The organism is Paenibacillus sp. WC2504 (assembly GCF_052682475.1).
On the sequence record NZ_JBQZFH010000001.1, the window covers coordinates 970,118 to 982,733 of the forward strand.

The 12,616-nt window shown below is 49.8% G+C and carries 13 protein-coding genes and 2 other annotated features; of the genes, 12 read left to right on the forward strand and 1 reads right to left on the reverse strand.

What is annotated here, in order from left to right; translation table 11 throughout:
- Positions 1 to 112 precede the first annotated feature (112 nt).
- The 3 genes from modA (at position 113) to ACUN27_RS04390 (ending at position 2,734) form a co-directional block, all read left to right on the forward strand.
- Positions 113 to 985, forward strand: a complete 873-nt coding sequence (gene modA, locus ACUN27_RS04380) for a molybdate ABC transporter substrate-binding protein (protein ID WP_394358171.1) — start codon at positions 113 to 115, stop codon at positions 983 to 985.
- The gene (modB, locus tag ACUN27_RS04385) at positions 985 to 1,656 is read left to right on the forward strand and encodes a molybdate ABC transporter permease subunit (RefSeq protein WP_445560593.1); all 672 of its coding nucleotides are present in this window, start codon (positions 985 to 987) and stop codon (positions 1,654 to 1,656) included. Before modA ends, modB begins: the two co-directional genes overlap by 1 nt.
- Positions 1,657 to 1,789: 133 nt before the next feature.
- Positions 1,790 to 2,734, forward strand: coding sequence for an ATP-dependent DNA ligase (locus ACUN27_RS04390; protein WP_315953763.1), 945 nt, complete (start codon positions 1,790 to 1,792; stop codon positions 2,732 to 2,734).
- A 59-nt stretch (positions 2,735 to 2,793) separates the two neighbouring features.
- Here the strand turns inward: ACUN27_RS04390 and ku are convergent, their stop codons facing one another.
- On the reverse strand, positions 2,794 to 3,666 hold the full coding sequence (gene ku / locus ACUN27_RS04395; RefSeq protein ID WP_315953764.1) for a non-homologous end joining protein Ku: 873 nt from the start codon (positions 3,664 to 3,666) through the stop codon (positions 2,794 to 2,796).
- Positions 3,667 to 3,840: 174 nt separating this feature from the next.
- Between ku and ACUN27_RS04400 the strand changes: the two genes are divergently transcribed.
- From ACUN27_RS04400 to ACUN27_RS04440, 9 genes are all read left to right on the forward strand, one after another.
- On the forward strand, positions 3,841 to 4,026 hold the full coding sequence (locus tag ACUN27_RS04400; RefSeq protein ID WP_315953765.1) for a hypothetical protein: 186 nt from the start codon (positions 3,841 to 3,843) through the stop codon (positions 4,024 to 4,026).
- Positions 4,023 to 4,205, forward strand: coding sequence for an H-type small acid-soluble spore protein (locus ACUN27_RS04405; RefSeq protein WP_315953766.1), 183 nt, complete (start codon positions 4,023 to 4,025; stop codon positions 4,203 to 4,205). The genes ACUN27_RS04400 and ACUN27_RS04405 overlap by 4 nt, the downstream gene beginning before the upstream one ends.
- Before the next feature lie 115 nt (positions 4,206 to 4,320).
- Entirely contained in the window at positions 4,321 to 4,812 is a 492-nt protein-coding gene (gene tsaE, locus ACUN27_RS04410; RefSeq protein ID WP_315953767.1) for a tRNA (adenosine(37)-N6)-threonylcarbamoyltransferase complex ATPase subunit type 1 TsaE, read from the forward strand.
- Positions 4,809 to 5,633: a tRNA (adenosine(37)-N6)-threonylcarbamoyltransferase complex dimerization subunit type 1 TsaB gene (gene tsaB, locus ACUN27_RS04415; RefSeq protein ID WP_445558441.1), complete on the forward strand. Its 825-nt coding sequence runs from the start codon at positions 4,809 to 4,811 to the stop codon at positions 5,631 to 5,633. Before tsaE ends, tsaB begins: the two co-directional genes overlap by 4 nt.
- A 53-nt stretch (positions 5,634 to 5,686) precedes the next feature.
- Entirely contained in the window at positions 5,687 to 6,139 is a 453-nt protein-coding gene (gene rimI / locus ACUN27_RS04420) for a ribosomal protein S18-alanine N-acetyltransferase (protein ID WP_315954017.1), read from the forward strand.
- Between the two features lie 30 nt (positions 6,140 to 6,169).
- A complete protein-coding gene (tsaD, locus tag ACUN27_RS04425; protein WP_445560594.1) occupies positions 6,170 to 7,231 on the forward strand; it encodes a tRNA (adenosine(37)-N6)-threonylcarbamoyltransferase complex transferase subunit TsaD in 1,062 nt (353 codons plus the stop codon).
- 74 nt (positions 7,232 to 7,305) lie between these two features.
- Positions 7,306 to 7,556: a binding site (T-box leader), on the forward strand.
- Between the two features lie 38 nt (positions 7,557 to 7,594).
- Positions 7,595 to 7,849: a binding site (T-box leader), on the forward strand.
- 436 nt (positions 7,850 to 8,285) lie between these two features.
- The gene (locus ACUN27_RS04430) at positions 8,286 to 9,854 is read left to right on the forward strand and encodes a 2-isopropylmalate synthase (RefSeq protein WP_157317788.1); all 1,569 of its coding nucleotides are present in this window, start codon (positions 8,286 to 8,288) and stop codon (positions 9,852 to 9,854) included.
- Between the two features lie 162 nt (positions 9,855 to 10,016).
- A complete protein-coding gene (locus ACUN27_RS04435; RefSeq protein ID WP_445558442.1) occupies positions 10,017 to 10,259 on the forward strand; it encodes a hypothetical protein in 243 nt (80 codons plus the stop codon).
- On the forward strand, positions 10,220 to 12,592 hold the full coding sequence (locus ACUN27_RS04440; RefSeq protein ID WP_445558443.1) for a hypothetical protein: 2,373 nt from the start codon (positions 10,220 to 10,222) through the stop codon (positions 12,590 to 12,592). Before ACUN27_RS04435 ends, ACUN27_RS04440 begins: the two co-directional genes overlap by 40 nt.
- The last annotated feature ends 24 nt before the right edge of the window (positions 12,593 to 12,616 follow it).

Below are 12,616 nucleotides of genomic sequence, written 5' to 3' on the forward strand. Positions count from 1 at the left end.
TGTAAGACAATCTCAATCAGTTCTAGAAAAAAGAATGATTATATAATAGAATGAAACTAAATCATGCTATTTATAATTAAATAGATACAATAATAATGATGGAGGGGTTGTTTTGTTTAAAAAAGGACTATTTAGTTATGTTTTATTACTTCTAGTTATTACTTCAATGGTATTTACAGGGTGCGCTAGTACGAAAGAGCCATCGGCCACTGCTCCAGCAGCGACTGCGCAAACGACGCAAGCTACACCATCGCCAGCACCGGCCGCAACAGCGTCAACACCGGCGGAGAAAGTGGAATTGACCATTTCTGCTGCTGCCAGCTTAACGGATGCCTTGAAAGAAATTCAAACGAGCTACGAAGCTAAAAATAAACAAATTAAGCTGAACTATAACTTTGGCGCTTCTGGAGCGCTTGGGCAGCAAATTGAGCAAGGAGCTCCAGCCGACGTATTTTTATCGGCAGCGACCAAAAATATGAAAGCACTCGTTGACAAGCAGTTGATTGATGCCGCACAGCAAAAGAACCTGCTGATCAACGAATTGGTGCTTGTTGTGCCGGCAGATGGCAAAGTAGCTGTTCAGAAAGTGGAAGATCTAACGTCGGATGGAGTTAAACACGTTGCGATTGGCGAGCCGCAAACCGTTCCGGCAGGAAGTTATGCCAAAGAAGCGCTGACACAAACAAAGCTTTGGGATGGGCTGCAAGCCAAAATCGTACAGGGGAAAGACGTTCGTCAGGTACTGACTTATGTAGAATCAGGAAACGCTGAAGCTGGTTTCGTCTATAAAACCGATGCGCTGACTTCGCAAAAAGTGAAAGTTGCGTTAAGTGTCGACTCCAAAACCTACACGCCGATCGAATATCCGGCAGGTATTGTCAAAGCAACAAAACATAGCAAAGAAGCTGCGGATTTCTATGCGTACCTTCAAACGAAAGAAGCGCAGGATGTCTTTGTGAAATACGGTTTCACGATTCCGAAATGATGGAACAAATCGCTTGGCGTGAATTCTTTGATCCCATTCTGCTTTCGCTGAAAGTAGCGGCGGTATCCAGTGTATTCGTTCTTGTCCTTGGCGGCTTGGCGGCCTGGGGAATGTCGCGGCGAAGCTTCCGGGGGAAGTCCTTCGTCGAAACGGCGATCTTGCTGCCTTTGGTGCTGCCGCCGACCGTTGTTGGCTTCATCCTGCTGGTGGTTCTCGGCAAAAAGAGCTGGATCGGTGCAGGGATGGAGATGTTATTCAATCAGTCTATTATTTTTACATGGGGTGCTGCCGTCATCGCTTCGATTGTGGTAGCTTTTCCCCTAGTCTATCAAACGATGAAAACAGGCTTTGCCTCCGTTAGCAGAGATGTGGAGGACGCAGGAAGATCGTCGGGAGCCAAGGAATGGCAGGTGCTGCGTTACATCACACTGCCACTTGCGTGGCGCTCGATAACGGCCGCTTACATCCTGGGTTTTGCCCGGGGGTTGGGTGAATTTGGCGCAACACTCATGATTGCGGGCAACATACCGCATAAGACGCAGACGCTGCCTACAGCAATCTATATCGCAGTGGAGTCGGGGAACCAGACCCTCGCGTGGTGCTGGGCAGGGGCGATTATTGTGATCTCATTTGGTTTGGTGTTGTTCGTTAATCGCAAAAGTGTCAATTAAAGAAACGAAAGCGTGTTATCTCGTCAATTTTGACGAAATAGTACGCTCTAGTTTCTTTTTTTATATGCTGGCGGCGTTAATTTTCCAAGGATGGCAATAATAAAGAATACCGATTAAACAAGTGGAGGAATGTATGGAACTAACGCCTGTAATTCCTTTCGAGCCGATTAGCACAGAGGCACTGCCCGAGTCTGGCGATTGGGTGGCGCAAATCAAATGGGATGGCGTCCGAATGCTCACGTATTTCGATGGCAACGAAGTCCGTCTCATCAACCGAAGATTAAACGATCGAACGATGCAATACCCGGAGATAGCTAATATTTCAACCTACTGCAAAGCCAAATCCGTTATTTTAGACGGGGAAATTATTGCACTCAAAGACGGGAAGCCATCCTTTCATGAAATCATGCGAAGAGACGGTGTAAGAAACTCGAAGAACATTCCACAGCTCCTAAAAACAGTCCCCGTCGTTTATATGATTTTTGACATCCTGTTTCATGATGGACAATGGGTGGTTGAGCAACCACTGCAACAGCGGCAGCAACTTTTATCTAAAGTGGTCTCGACGAGTGAAATGATCCAGGTTGTTCCTAACCATTCTGATCCTGCCTCGCTATATGCCGTGATGGAGCAGCATGACATGGAAGGGATTGTGCTCAAAGACTTAAACAGCAAATACCAACTTAATGGCAAAGATAAGCGATGGATGAAAAAGAAAATCATTCATGATCTTGTCGCTGTCGTAGGCGGGGTAACGAAGAGAGGGAAGTTAGTAAATGCTGTTATGCTGGGGCTTTATGACGATGCCGGGCAGCTTTGGTACATAGGCCATGCAGGAACCGGAAAGCTGACGCAAAGTGATTGGAGATCGTTAACGGAAGTCACGGATAAAATGGTTTTGGACAAAAAGCCGTTTTTTAACACGCCCGAAAGGTCCAAAGAAGCCATCTGGATTCAGCCTCTCATTACGGTCAAAATCAATTATATGGCCTGGACGCGAGAACGAAATTTACGCCAGCCCAGTATTCAAGCTATTGTTTCCGTATCGCCTGAGGAATGCAATTTCAGCCAACTTTAGCTGCCAGCTCAACAAACAAAAGCGCTCATCCTTAATCCAAGGATCAGCGCTTATTTATTTTACGTAACAGGTTCCTTCGCTTTTTTGGCGCGCGGCTTAGCTTTTGGTTTCTTTTCCTCTGTAACGGTCGCATCAGACTCCAAAGTCACTTTGCCGTCATCGGAGGATTTGGTAGCATCAAGGCTCGCTTGCAGAGCAGCCATAAGATCGATAACGCTCGTTTTTTGCAGAGCAGGCGCGGCTTGTACTTCTTCCCCTGCAATTTTGTGCTCGATAGCTTCCAGCAATCGTCCCCGATATTCATCTTTATATTTTTCCGGTTCAAAAGGAGAAGATAACTGGCTGATCAGCATTTTGGCCATATCCAGCTCACGTTCGTTCACGGTAACCTTCTCCGGCAAGTTAGGAACTTGCGAGATGGGACGAATTTCGTCGGGGTAGAAAATAGTCTCGAGCGCCAAGCAGTTCTCAATGACACGAATCGCGGCCAAAGAGCTCTTGGAGCGGATAGAAACTTTGGCGATGCCGATTTTGCCGGTTTGGCGCATCGAATCGAGCAGCAAATTATAGGCGCCAGCACCCGTATCCCCAGGCCCTAAATAATACGTTTTTTGAAAATATACAGGGTCGATATCCGTCAAGTTGACGAAGTCCAAAATTTTGATCTCTTTATTTGCTTCTCCTGAGATCGTTTCCAACTCTTCCTTTTCAAAAAGGACGAATCGCCCTGGTTCATATTCATAACCTTTCGTAATTTCATCCCACTCTACTTCTTTGTCGCAAGTCTGGCATTTGCGTACATAAGCAAGCGGGGTTATGCAGGTTTTATGTATATATCGCATGGAGATGTCCTTATCTTCCGTAGCCGAAAACATTTTCACAGGCACATGTACAAGTCCGAAAGAGATAGCGCCTTTCCAAACCGTATGCATCGCTTGATTCCTCCCCAAATGAGCTTCATTGTACTAGTATTCTCTTGATTTCTTTCCTTTATACGGATGCAATTTGAGAGAATGGTTTGCTACCTGAGTGGGTACGTTAATGATGCAAGTTTAATGCTAACTAGCTTGTCATAGGCAAAGCTAATGCTAAGGAGGGATTCACGGATGGCACAAGATTCAAATGCATCCCAAGATACAAGTAATCAGGGTCAAGAAGATCATTTTATGGATATTGACCGTATGATTAATGAGGGCTTGGGAGGCGGCAACGTCACCATGCATAACGGATTAATCGAGTCCACGTCAACGGATACGATGGATCATCCAGAATCCGTATTGGATGAGCCATGAACCTTCATCGCGCTCAGGAAATTTTAGCCGCTGATGAAAAGATTACGGTTGAACTTAACGGCGTTCCCGTCTGGATCGACAGTGTCGACTCCAACAAAGCGCTCGCTAAGGTTCATGCCGAGGAAAACCCGGCCGATTCCCGATTAGTGACCGTTCAAGAACTTGAAGAGGTTCACTGAGGAAATGGCAAGCCGGCCCCGATGTAATTCGGGGCCGGCTTTTTTTCATTTCAGGTTGCTGTGGCCTACTGGCGAAGTCTATAATAGGAGCAGCAAGCGCAATCGGAAGAAAGGGATGAGATCACTGGCTCAATCCACATTTACGTACTACTCCCAACATGAGGATGACACGGATCTACTTGGGAAATTGCTGGCAGCTTATTTGATCCCCGGCTCCGTCCTAACTTTAGACGGTGATTTGGGAGCAGGCAAGACGAGATTTTCGCAAGGTTTTGCAAGGGCGATAGGCATTCAAGAACACGTTAATTCCCCCACATTTACAATTATAAAAGAATATGAGGGAGCTAGGCTTCCTTTCTACCATATGGATATGTACCGCATTTCCCAAGAGGAGGCGGACGAGCTGGGGTTGGAGGACTACTTCTATGGAACCGGCGTGACCTTGATTGAATGGTCAAGCTTGATTGAAGATCTTCTGCCGCAGGAGCGACTTGCCATTACGATATCCCTTCAGGGGGATCAAACCAGAGTGTTTCACCTGACTCCGCACGGAGATCCGTATGTGAGTTGGTGTGTGCAGATGAAGGAGAACGGACATTTACAATGACAGACCGGACCAATTATTCAGGACGATGCTTAGCCATCGATACCTCATCTTCAGCGATGACAGTTGCGATTCTAGAAAACGGAAAGATGCTGGGCGAGGTAAGTTCGCATGCTGAGCGGAATCACTCTATCGGATTGCTTCCCCATATTCAAGATTTGCTGGCTGCGCTGCAGCTGAAACCGAAAGACCTGCAATCTGTTGCAGTGGGACAAGGCCCGGGCTCGTACACTGGGGTGCGTATTGCTGTTTCCGTTGCCAAGACATTTGCCTGGTCGCTGGGACTTGATCTTATCGGGGTATCCAGCTTGGAAGCCATGGCGCTTGGTGGAGCGATGAAGCAGGAGGACAAAAGCAATAAGAGGCTCACGTGGGTCGTGCCGCTTTTGGATGGAAGGCGCAAGCAGGCGTTTACTGCCGTTTACGCGTATTCGGGTGTTTCGCCGATGTCAGATCAAGTGGCGCTAACTGCAGATTGGCATGAAGTGCTGCCGGATGGTATTCGAGTCATTGGAGCCTGGTTGACGCAGCTGCTCGAGCAGGCGGCAAGTGCAGAGCCTGAACAAGTGCCGCATAAGATCCTTTTTGTAGGCGAAACGGAGGGCTTCAGCGAAGAACTTGCACAATTTGCGCAAGATTGGAAAGGGAGCTCTGAGCAGCTTTCCTACGGGATCGAAGCCCAGTATATTGGCGCGCTTGCCTACCCTCGATTAGCGAAGGGTGAGAAGGCGGATGTGCATACATTTGTGCCAAATTACACAAGACTGCCGGAAGCAGAAGCGAATTTGCTGGCCGGCATCCAAGTGAAGAAGGGAGGGAATTGATTGTGGAACAACATCAACCGCAGACAACGGAAGAAACGTTGGTTTTTCGCTCCATGCAGATGGATGATATTCCCTTTATTTGTGAAATTGAGCAGGAGGCCTTTACGACACCTTGGACCAAAGGCGCTTTTGAAAATGAATTAACGAACAATCAGTTCGCTCATTATATGATCATGGATATTGGCGGCGACGTCGCTGGATACGGCGGCATGTGGCTCATTATGGAAGAGGCGCATGTAACGAATATTGCTGTCCGAGACTCTTACAGAGGCCGTAAGCTCGGAGAGCGTCTTATGCGTGAGTTGATGAAAACAGCCGCTTTTCTCGGGGCGATTCGCATGACGCTTGAGGTGCGGGCATCGAACTACGTGGCGCAAAATTTGTATGAAAAAGTCGGCTTCCGCTCCGTTGGTGTACGCAGAGGTTACTATACCGATAATCGTGAAGATGCGGTCATTATGTGGGCGGATTTGCCTAAGAGAAGAAAGGATAGTCTCGGGGATTGAGGCTTTCGGCAGGTGAAGAATGTGAGTAAATTGGATCAACAACAACGAGAAGTTGCGGAAACAAGTACAGATAAATCTAGTAAACCCGTCTATATTTTGGCTATCGAAACAAGCTGTGATGAAACCTCTGTCGCCATTGTCGAAAATGGTAAAATCATACGCTCGAATGTGATTTCGAGCCAGATTGAGACACATCAGCGTTTTGGCGGCGTCGTGCCTGAGGTGGCTTCCCGGAAGCACGTGGAGTCGATCACGTGGATGCTGGAGGAAGCCGTTGAAAAAGCCGGGGTATCGCTTCAAGAGCTGTCAGCGATTGCCGTCACAGAGGGCCCCGGTCTGATCGGGGCTTTGCTGGTTGGCGTCGTTGCAGGCAAAGCGCTGGCTTGCGCACTGGATCTGCCGCTCATCGGTGTCCACCATATCGCGGGACATATTTATGCGAATCAGCTCGTGCATGAGCTGGAATATCCGCTGATTTCCCTCGTCGTGTCCGGCGGGCATACCGAGCTCGTGCTGCTTGAGGAGCCGGGCAAATTCCGCATCATCGGGCGAACACGCGATGATGCAGCTGGCGAAGCCTACGACAAAATCGCCAGAGCCATGGGGCTGCCATACCCTGGCGGCCCTCACGTGGATCGGCTTGCACAGGAAGCCGAATCCGAGATCAAGCTGCCGCGCTCGTGGCTTGAGGCAGATTCTTACGACTTCAGCTTCAGCGGATTGAAATCCGCTGTGCTGAACGTCGTCAACCAAAGTAAAATGCGCGGCGAAGCCGTCCAAACCGCGCAAATCGCCAAAGGCTTCCAAGCATCCGTCATCGATGTGCTTGTCGAAAAAGCGGCGCGCGCCGTCCGCGAATACGGCGCCAAACAGCTCCTGCTCGCGGGCGGAGTCGCAGCGAACAAAGGGCTACGCAGCGCGCTGGCTGAGCGCTGCGGCGAGTTGGACGTGCCGCTGCTGGTGCCTCCGCACGCCCTATGTACGGACAACGCTGCGATGATAGGCGCAGCCGCTTTCCTGAAGTGGGACAAGCAGGAGTTCGACTCCATGGAGCTCAAAGCGGAGCCGCAGCTTAAGCTGGAAGAATGGTAGTCTGAAAAAAATAAATGTTCAGATAACGGTATTGACTTTGCCAAATGTGCATATTATAATCACAATCAATACTTTAAAACGCATCGAACGGGATTAGTACGGAACCTCAGTTTCGCTCAGAGAGCTGTGCGCTTGGTGAAAGCACAGACGAAACGTGACCAGAACTCGCCCGGGAGCGGTAAGGCTGATATGGATGCCAAGGATCCAGCACCCAAGTAGGTCTTGACGGTTGACCCCCGTGATCGGGTACATGAGTGGTTTCGAGTGTAACAGCTCGGATCAATTAGAGTGGTACCGCGGAAGGTTCAGACCTGTCGTCTCTTATTATAGAGATGGCAGGTCTTTTTGGTTTTCGAATATAGAACAAACGCAATGAACAAGAGTAGTAAGGGCTCACTTCTACGGTACAGAAAGCTGCGGGTTGATGCGACGCAGACCGTGAACGCCCCGAACTCGCTTGGAAGCGGTCATCCTGATCGGCAGTTTCACCTGCTGTTAGGGATGAACGGATGACCTCCGTGATCAGGTGACATAGCAGCCGCTATGTCTGAGGTGGGCTTCGTCATGCGGAGCCAACAAGAGTGGTACCGCGCTGGGTGAAGACCCGTCGTCTCTTATGTGGAGATGACGGGTCTTTTTGTCGTCTCCGTCTCCCGGACGGGAGCTCTGCCTCGATCGGCGGCGGAAAGGGAATTCCAGGGCGCTATTTCGTCGAAAAAGCCTTTAAAAGTTTTGGGAGGGGAACTATGGTCCGCTATTTCAGCGTATTTGGTGAAAATATGGCCCGCGGAGAGAGAATAAGGCCCTGTAGTTCCGCTTCGTGAGTGGAACTTCATCATTCCGTATGAATAGAGGAATGAGGTTCCCTTAAGTGAAAAAGTGAGTCACGATTTTCGGGGAATAGCAGCAAAAGCAACAGCAACAGCAATACCAGCAGCACTCACCAACAACACAAACAACTTATCATCCAGCCGACGACCGGCAAGTATCAAGCATCACCACCAACAAACCACAGCCAACAAAGATTGGCTCTAATTCAAGGAGGAATTGAACCATGGAAAATAACACAAACCGCCGCATTCGCATTTTTGATACGACACTTAGAGACGGAGAACAAGCACCAGGCGCTTCACTGTATCCGGAAGAAAAAATTCGCATCGCAAGACAGCTGGCGAAAATGGGAGTTGATACAATCGAGCCCGGCTTCCCTATATCGAGCCCTGGTGACTTTCATGCGGTGCAGCAAATTTCGCGCGAACTGCAAGGTGTGGAAATTTGCGGATTTGCCCGTGCGATGAAGGCCGATATTGATTCGGCAATCAAAGCTACTCAAGACGCGGCTTCGCGCCGTATCCACATGTTCTTGTCCTCCTCGGACATCCACCTGGATTTCCAGCTTCGCAAATCCCGTCAGCAGGTCGTCGAGATGGCTCGATCCATGGTCGCATACGCGAAGCAGTTCGTGAACAACATTGAATTCTCGCCGATGGATGCTACACGGACCGGGGACGAATTCCTGTTTGAAGTGCTGGAGGCGGTCATTGCAGAGGGCGCTACGATACTCAACATTCCGGACACAGTCGGCTATGCGCTGCCGGAAGAATACGGGGCAATGTTCCGCAGAGTGCGCCAAAGTGTAAGAGGCGGCGATACGGTCGAGTACAGTGCACATTGCCATAACGATCTTGGGCTTGCTGTAGCGAATAGCCTTGCGGCAATTGCGGCTGGGGTCACACACGTTGAGGTAACGGTGAACGGAGTAGGAGAGCGCGCAGGAAACTGTTCCCTCGAAGAACTCGTGATGGCGATAGAGACGCGCAAGCAAACGATGGGTGTGGAAACTGGGATTGTGTCCAGCGAGATTTTCAACACATCCAAAATGGTCAGCCGCATCATGGGCTTCCCGATTGCTTACAACAAGCCGATTGTTGGAAGAAATGCCTTCCAGCACGAAGCGGGCATTCATCAGGACGGTTTGCTGAAAAACCGCAATACTTACGAAATTATGGACCCGGAAAAGCTGGGTATTCCACGCTCCATGATCATTCTTGGCAAGCATTCCGGAAGACACGCGCTGAAGCATCGCGTAGGCCAATTTGGCATTGAGCTTTCAGGAGAAGAACTGGATACACTGTACACCAAGTTCAAAGAAAAAGCCGATGAACAGAAAATGGTAACCGACGATCAGCTTCTGGAGCTTGTTGGTTCAACGGTCGATGGACAAATGGAGCCATTCACGCTGACGCACATGCAGGTCGTTTCCAGCAGTGATCGCAATCGTGTGGCTTCCGTCTCAGTTCGAAACAATCAGACAGGTGTTGAAAGTGTCTACTCAGGCACTGGCGAAGGCCCAATCGAAGCAATCGTGCAAAGCCTGCGTCAAGCGATTCCGATGGATGTGGACTTCTCCGATCTGGAGCTGCATTCCTTGTCCACAGGTGAAAAAGCAACCGGAGAAGCGGAGGTCACGATCACGGTAGAAGGTCAAACCTATAAGAATACAGGTATCGACCAGGATGTGCTGGTAGCAGTGGCAAAAGCATTTATCTCCGCGTGTAACCAAGCGATTCGCATGCAAGGTCATCCTGCGGCAGATTCCACGGAAGTGACGACAGCTTCTTAATGGGTTCCGGCTACTCGAATTGTGAGAAAACTTAGTTATATACACGACTTGTGAACAAAGTTATGCACATGGCTTGTGGATAATGTGTATAACTTCAAAATTTCCCCATAGATCAAGGATGATAAAGGCGGAATTTGTCGAATAACTTTTTAACAAGTTTTTGTGGATAATGTGGATAAGATTGTGGAAAACAGTAGAAAACCTTTAGGAGGGGCGGATTTCGCCCTTCTTTTTTTTGTGGATAACGCTGTGTATGCAGAAAATAGACGTTTTGAGCCTCATTTTAAATTTTCGGAACAATCAAGCAGTGGATACTTTCGCCTATGGATGAAAATGCTAAATGCTAAAACAGCAGGAGAATGTCCATGGAATTTAGAAAAATGGTCCGAATTGTGGGTATCTTAGGTTTTGTTTTTCAGTTGTCCACAATTTTGGGGACGGTAGAGGCTCGTGAAGACACAACCATCCACAATAGTGCTGACCGAAATGAAAGGGCCGACAGAGCAGAAAGAGCTAAACAAGTGACCGTGGTTTCGATACCGGGCCTTTCTTTTCAGGAGCTTCGACCCGACCAGCTGTCGGACTTGCCTTATTTTAAGAAAATGACAGAGTTAGGCGCAGTAGGCGCTATGAATATTCGCACGGCAAATCGCTCAATGCGGGATGTGTATACCTCTTTGGGAGCAGGTGAACCCGCTGCAGGCCATGTGGAGGCGCTCGCTTTTGAAACGAAAGAGTCCAGACATGGTGTTCGTGTATCAGACCTTATGAACCGGTATACAGGTCAATTGGAAGGTAATCAAGCCAGTCTTCTAAAGGAAGACTCCCTGATCGTTCCTGAGCTGGCCACGCTCAAGCGGCTTAACAATGAGCAAGCCTATGGCGTAGGCGCATTGGGAGATTTGCTGAAAACGTATGGTGTTCATCGTTCTGTACTAGGAAGCAGTGATTTGGGAAGAGGGTTGCACCTGGAACAAAAGCAATTACGTCGTTTTGCTCCTCTTATGCTTATGAATTCTAATGGAATTGTGGATAAGGGGACACTTGGTGAGGATGCGGCGATAGCTTCTGTGGATAGAGCAAGCGGTGTGAGTACCAATTATGCACATCTGTTTTCGTTGTGGAAAAATAGGCAGCAGCCAAGCATTACGCTAATTGAATTAGGTGATTTGTACAGATTGTATAATGAGAAAACGCATTACGATCAGGATCGGTTTAATGAGCTCAAAAAATGGGTGCTGCGTGACATGGACCAATGGTTGGGGCAATTGATGGAGGCGATGCAGCCTGGCATAGACAGCCTATGGTTGTTCTCGCCAGAGGTTAATGCGGAAGCAGCCAAAAGTAAACTGTACTTATCTCCAATTCTTCAATACACAACAGACGGTGTAGCAGGGATGTTTATTTCGGAATCTACCCGTAGGCAGGGGGTTGTTACTTCACAGGATTTCACAAGTACGCTGCTGAGCGAGTTCAAAATCCCGGTTCCTATTGGGTTAATGGGGATCCCTTTGGCTTCCACTGGCGTGAGCCATGCACTAGATCAGCTTGTGAAGGATCAAAGCAGCATGCAGATGGTTTATCGCAGCAGACCCTCGCTGCTGTATCCTTTTGCCACTTTTGAGATGATTGTCCTCTTGATCAGTTTGATCTATATTGTGTGGATAAAAAGGGGAGGAAGAAAAGAGGCCGTTCCTGCTCATGACGTTCTGCGGACGGTGCTGCTGTCACTTTTGACTGCACCTGCCGTTATGTTGTTACTAGGATGGATCGCTGTGCCAGCAGTAACGCAACTCGGGATCGATGGAGCAATCATCGTCCTTGTTTTTAGCTTTATCGTGGTGAGTTTGCTACTGGCCATGATTCTGTCAGCATACAGCGAAATAACAACGATGATTTGGCTAGGTGTAGGAACCGCGTCACTCATCGTGCTGGACGCCTGTACAGGGGCGCACGCGATGAAATATTCCGTGCTCGGCTATGATCCGATGATCGGCGCACGTTACTACGGCATCGGCAACGAGTACATGGGCGTCCTGATCGGCGCCCTCGTTCTCGGCGTAACGGCGGCCTTGCAGCGCCGTTATGCCGCTCGCGGCACGCGAGCTTCGCGCGCGGCGGCGCTCGCCGCATACGCTGCGTTCTTGCTCGTGACGGTGTGCCTGACGGCACCGTCACTTGGCGCGAACGCGGGCGGCGCTCTAAGCGCCGCGGTCGCCTTCGGCGTAGCCGGCGCGCAGTGCTTCGCCGGCGAACGCTGGCGCGAGCTGCGTCTAGGCAGGGCTTCGGCCCTGCTGGCGGCGCTGCTCGCGCTGGGGGTTGGGGCGCTGTGGCTGCTCAACAGCGCCGATTCTCCCGCGGCGTTCGCGCGGGAGAGCCATGTCGGGCGCGCGTTTCACGCGCTGCGCGCCGGGCAGTTCGATCAGATCGGACATCTGATCGTGCGGAAGCTGCGGATGAACGTGCATTTGCTTCGTGCATCCGTCTGGAGCAAAGTGCTCATCACGAGCCTTTTCGTGATGGCTGTGTTGGTGCTTCGCCCCCGCGGCCGCCTGCGCGTGTGGCAGCACAAAAACCCGTACTGGATGTACGGGTTCTCGGCCAATATGATCGGAGCCATCGCAGCGCTGCTGCTGAATGACTCCGGCATTGTTGCTGCCGCGACGATGATCGTTTTCGTCGCCGTTCCTTTGCTGCTGCTTCGCCTGCGGGAGCTTGCGGCTCAGCCGGACGCTTAACGTGCAGCGGATGTCATCCAGCAA

What these genes read in the sequence shown, in the direction of transcription:
- rimI (WP_315954017.1), top strand. Translation starts at nt 5,687, where the DNA reads ATGCAGATGGATGATATTCCCTTTATTTGTGAAATTGAGCAGGAGGCC.
- ACUN27_RS04430 (WP_157317788.1), top strand. Translation starts at nt 8,286, where the DNA reads ATGGAAAATAACACAAACCGCCGCATTCGCATTTTTGATACGACACTT.
- ku (WP_315953764.1), bottom strand. Translation starts at nt 3,666, where the DNA reads ATGCATACGGTTTGGAAAGGCGCTATCTCTTTCGGACTTGTACATGTG.
- ACUN27_RS04390 (WP_315953763.1), top strand. Translation starts at nt 1,790, where the DNA reads ATGGAACTAACGCCTGTAATTCCTTTCGAGCCGATTAGCACAGAGGCA.
- ACUN27_RS04440 (WP_445558443.1), top strand. Translation starts at nt 10,220, where the DNA reads ATGGAATTTAGAAAAATGGTCCGAATTGTGGGTATCTTAGGTTTTGTT.
- tsaE (WP_315953767.1), top strand. Translation starts at nt 4,321, where the DNA reads ATGAGATCACTGGCTCAATCCACATTTACGTACTACTCCCAACATGAG.
- ACUN27_RS04405 (WP_315953766.1), top strand. Translation starts at nt 4,023, where the DNA reads ATGAACCTTCATCGCGCTCAGGAAATTTTAGCCGCTGATGAAAAGATT.
- ACUN27_RS04400 (WP_315953765.1), top strand. Translation starts at nt 3,841, where the DNA reads ATGGCACAAGATTCAAATGCATCCCAAGATACAAGTAATCAGGGTCAA.
- modB (WP_445560593.1), top strand. Translation starts at nt 985, where the DNA reads ATGGAACAAATCGCTTGGCGTGAATTCTTTGATCCCATTCTGCTTTCG.
- tsaB (WP_445558441.1), top strand. Translation starts at nt 4,809, where the DNA reads ATGACAGACCGGACCAATTATTCAGGACGATGCTTAGCCATCGATACC.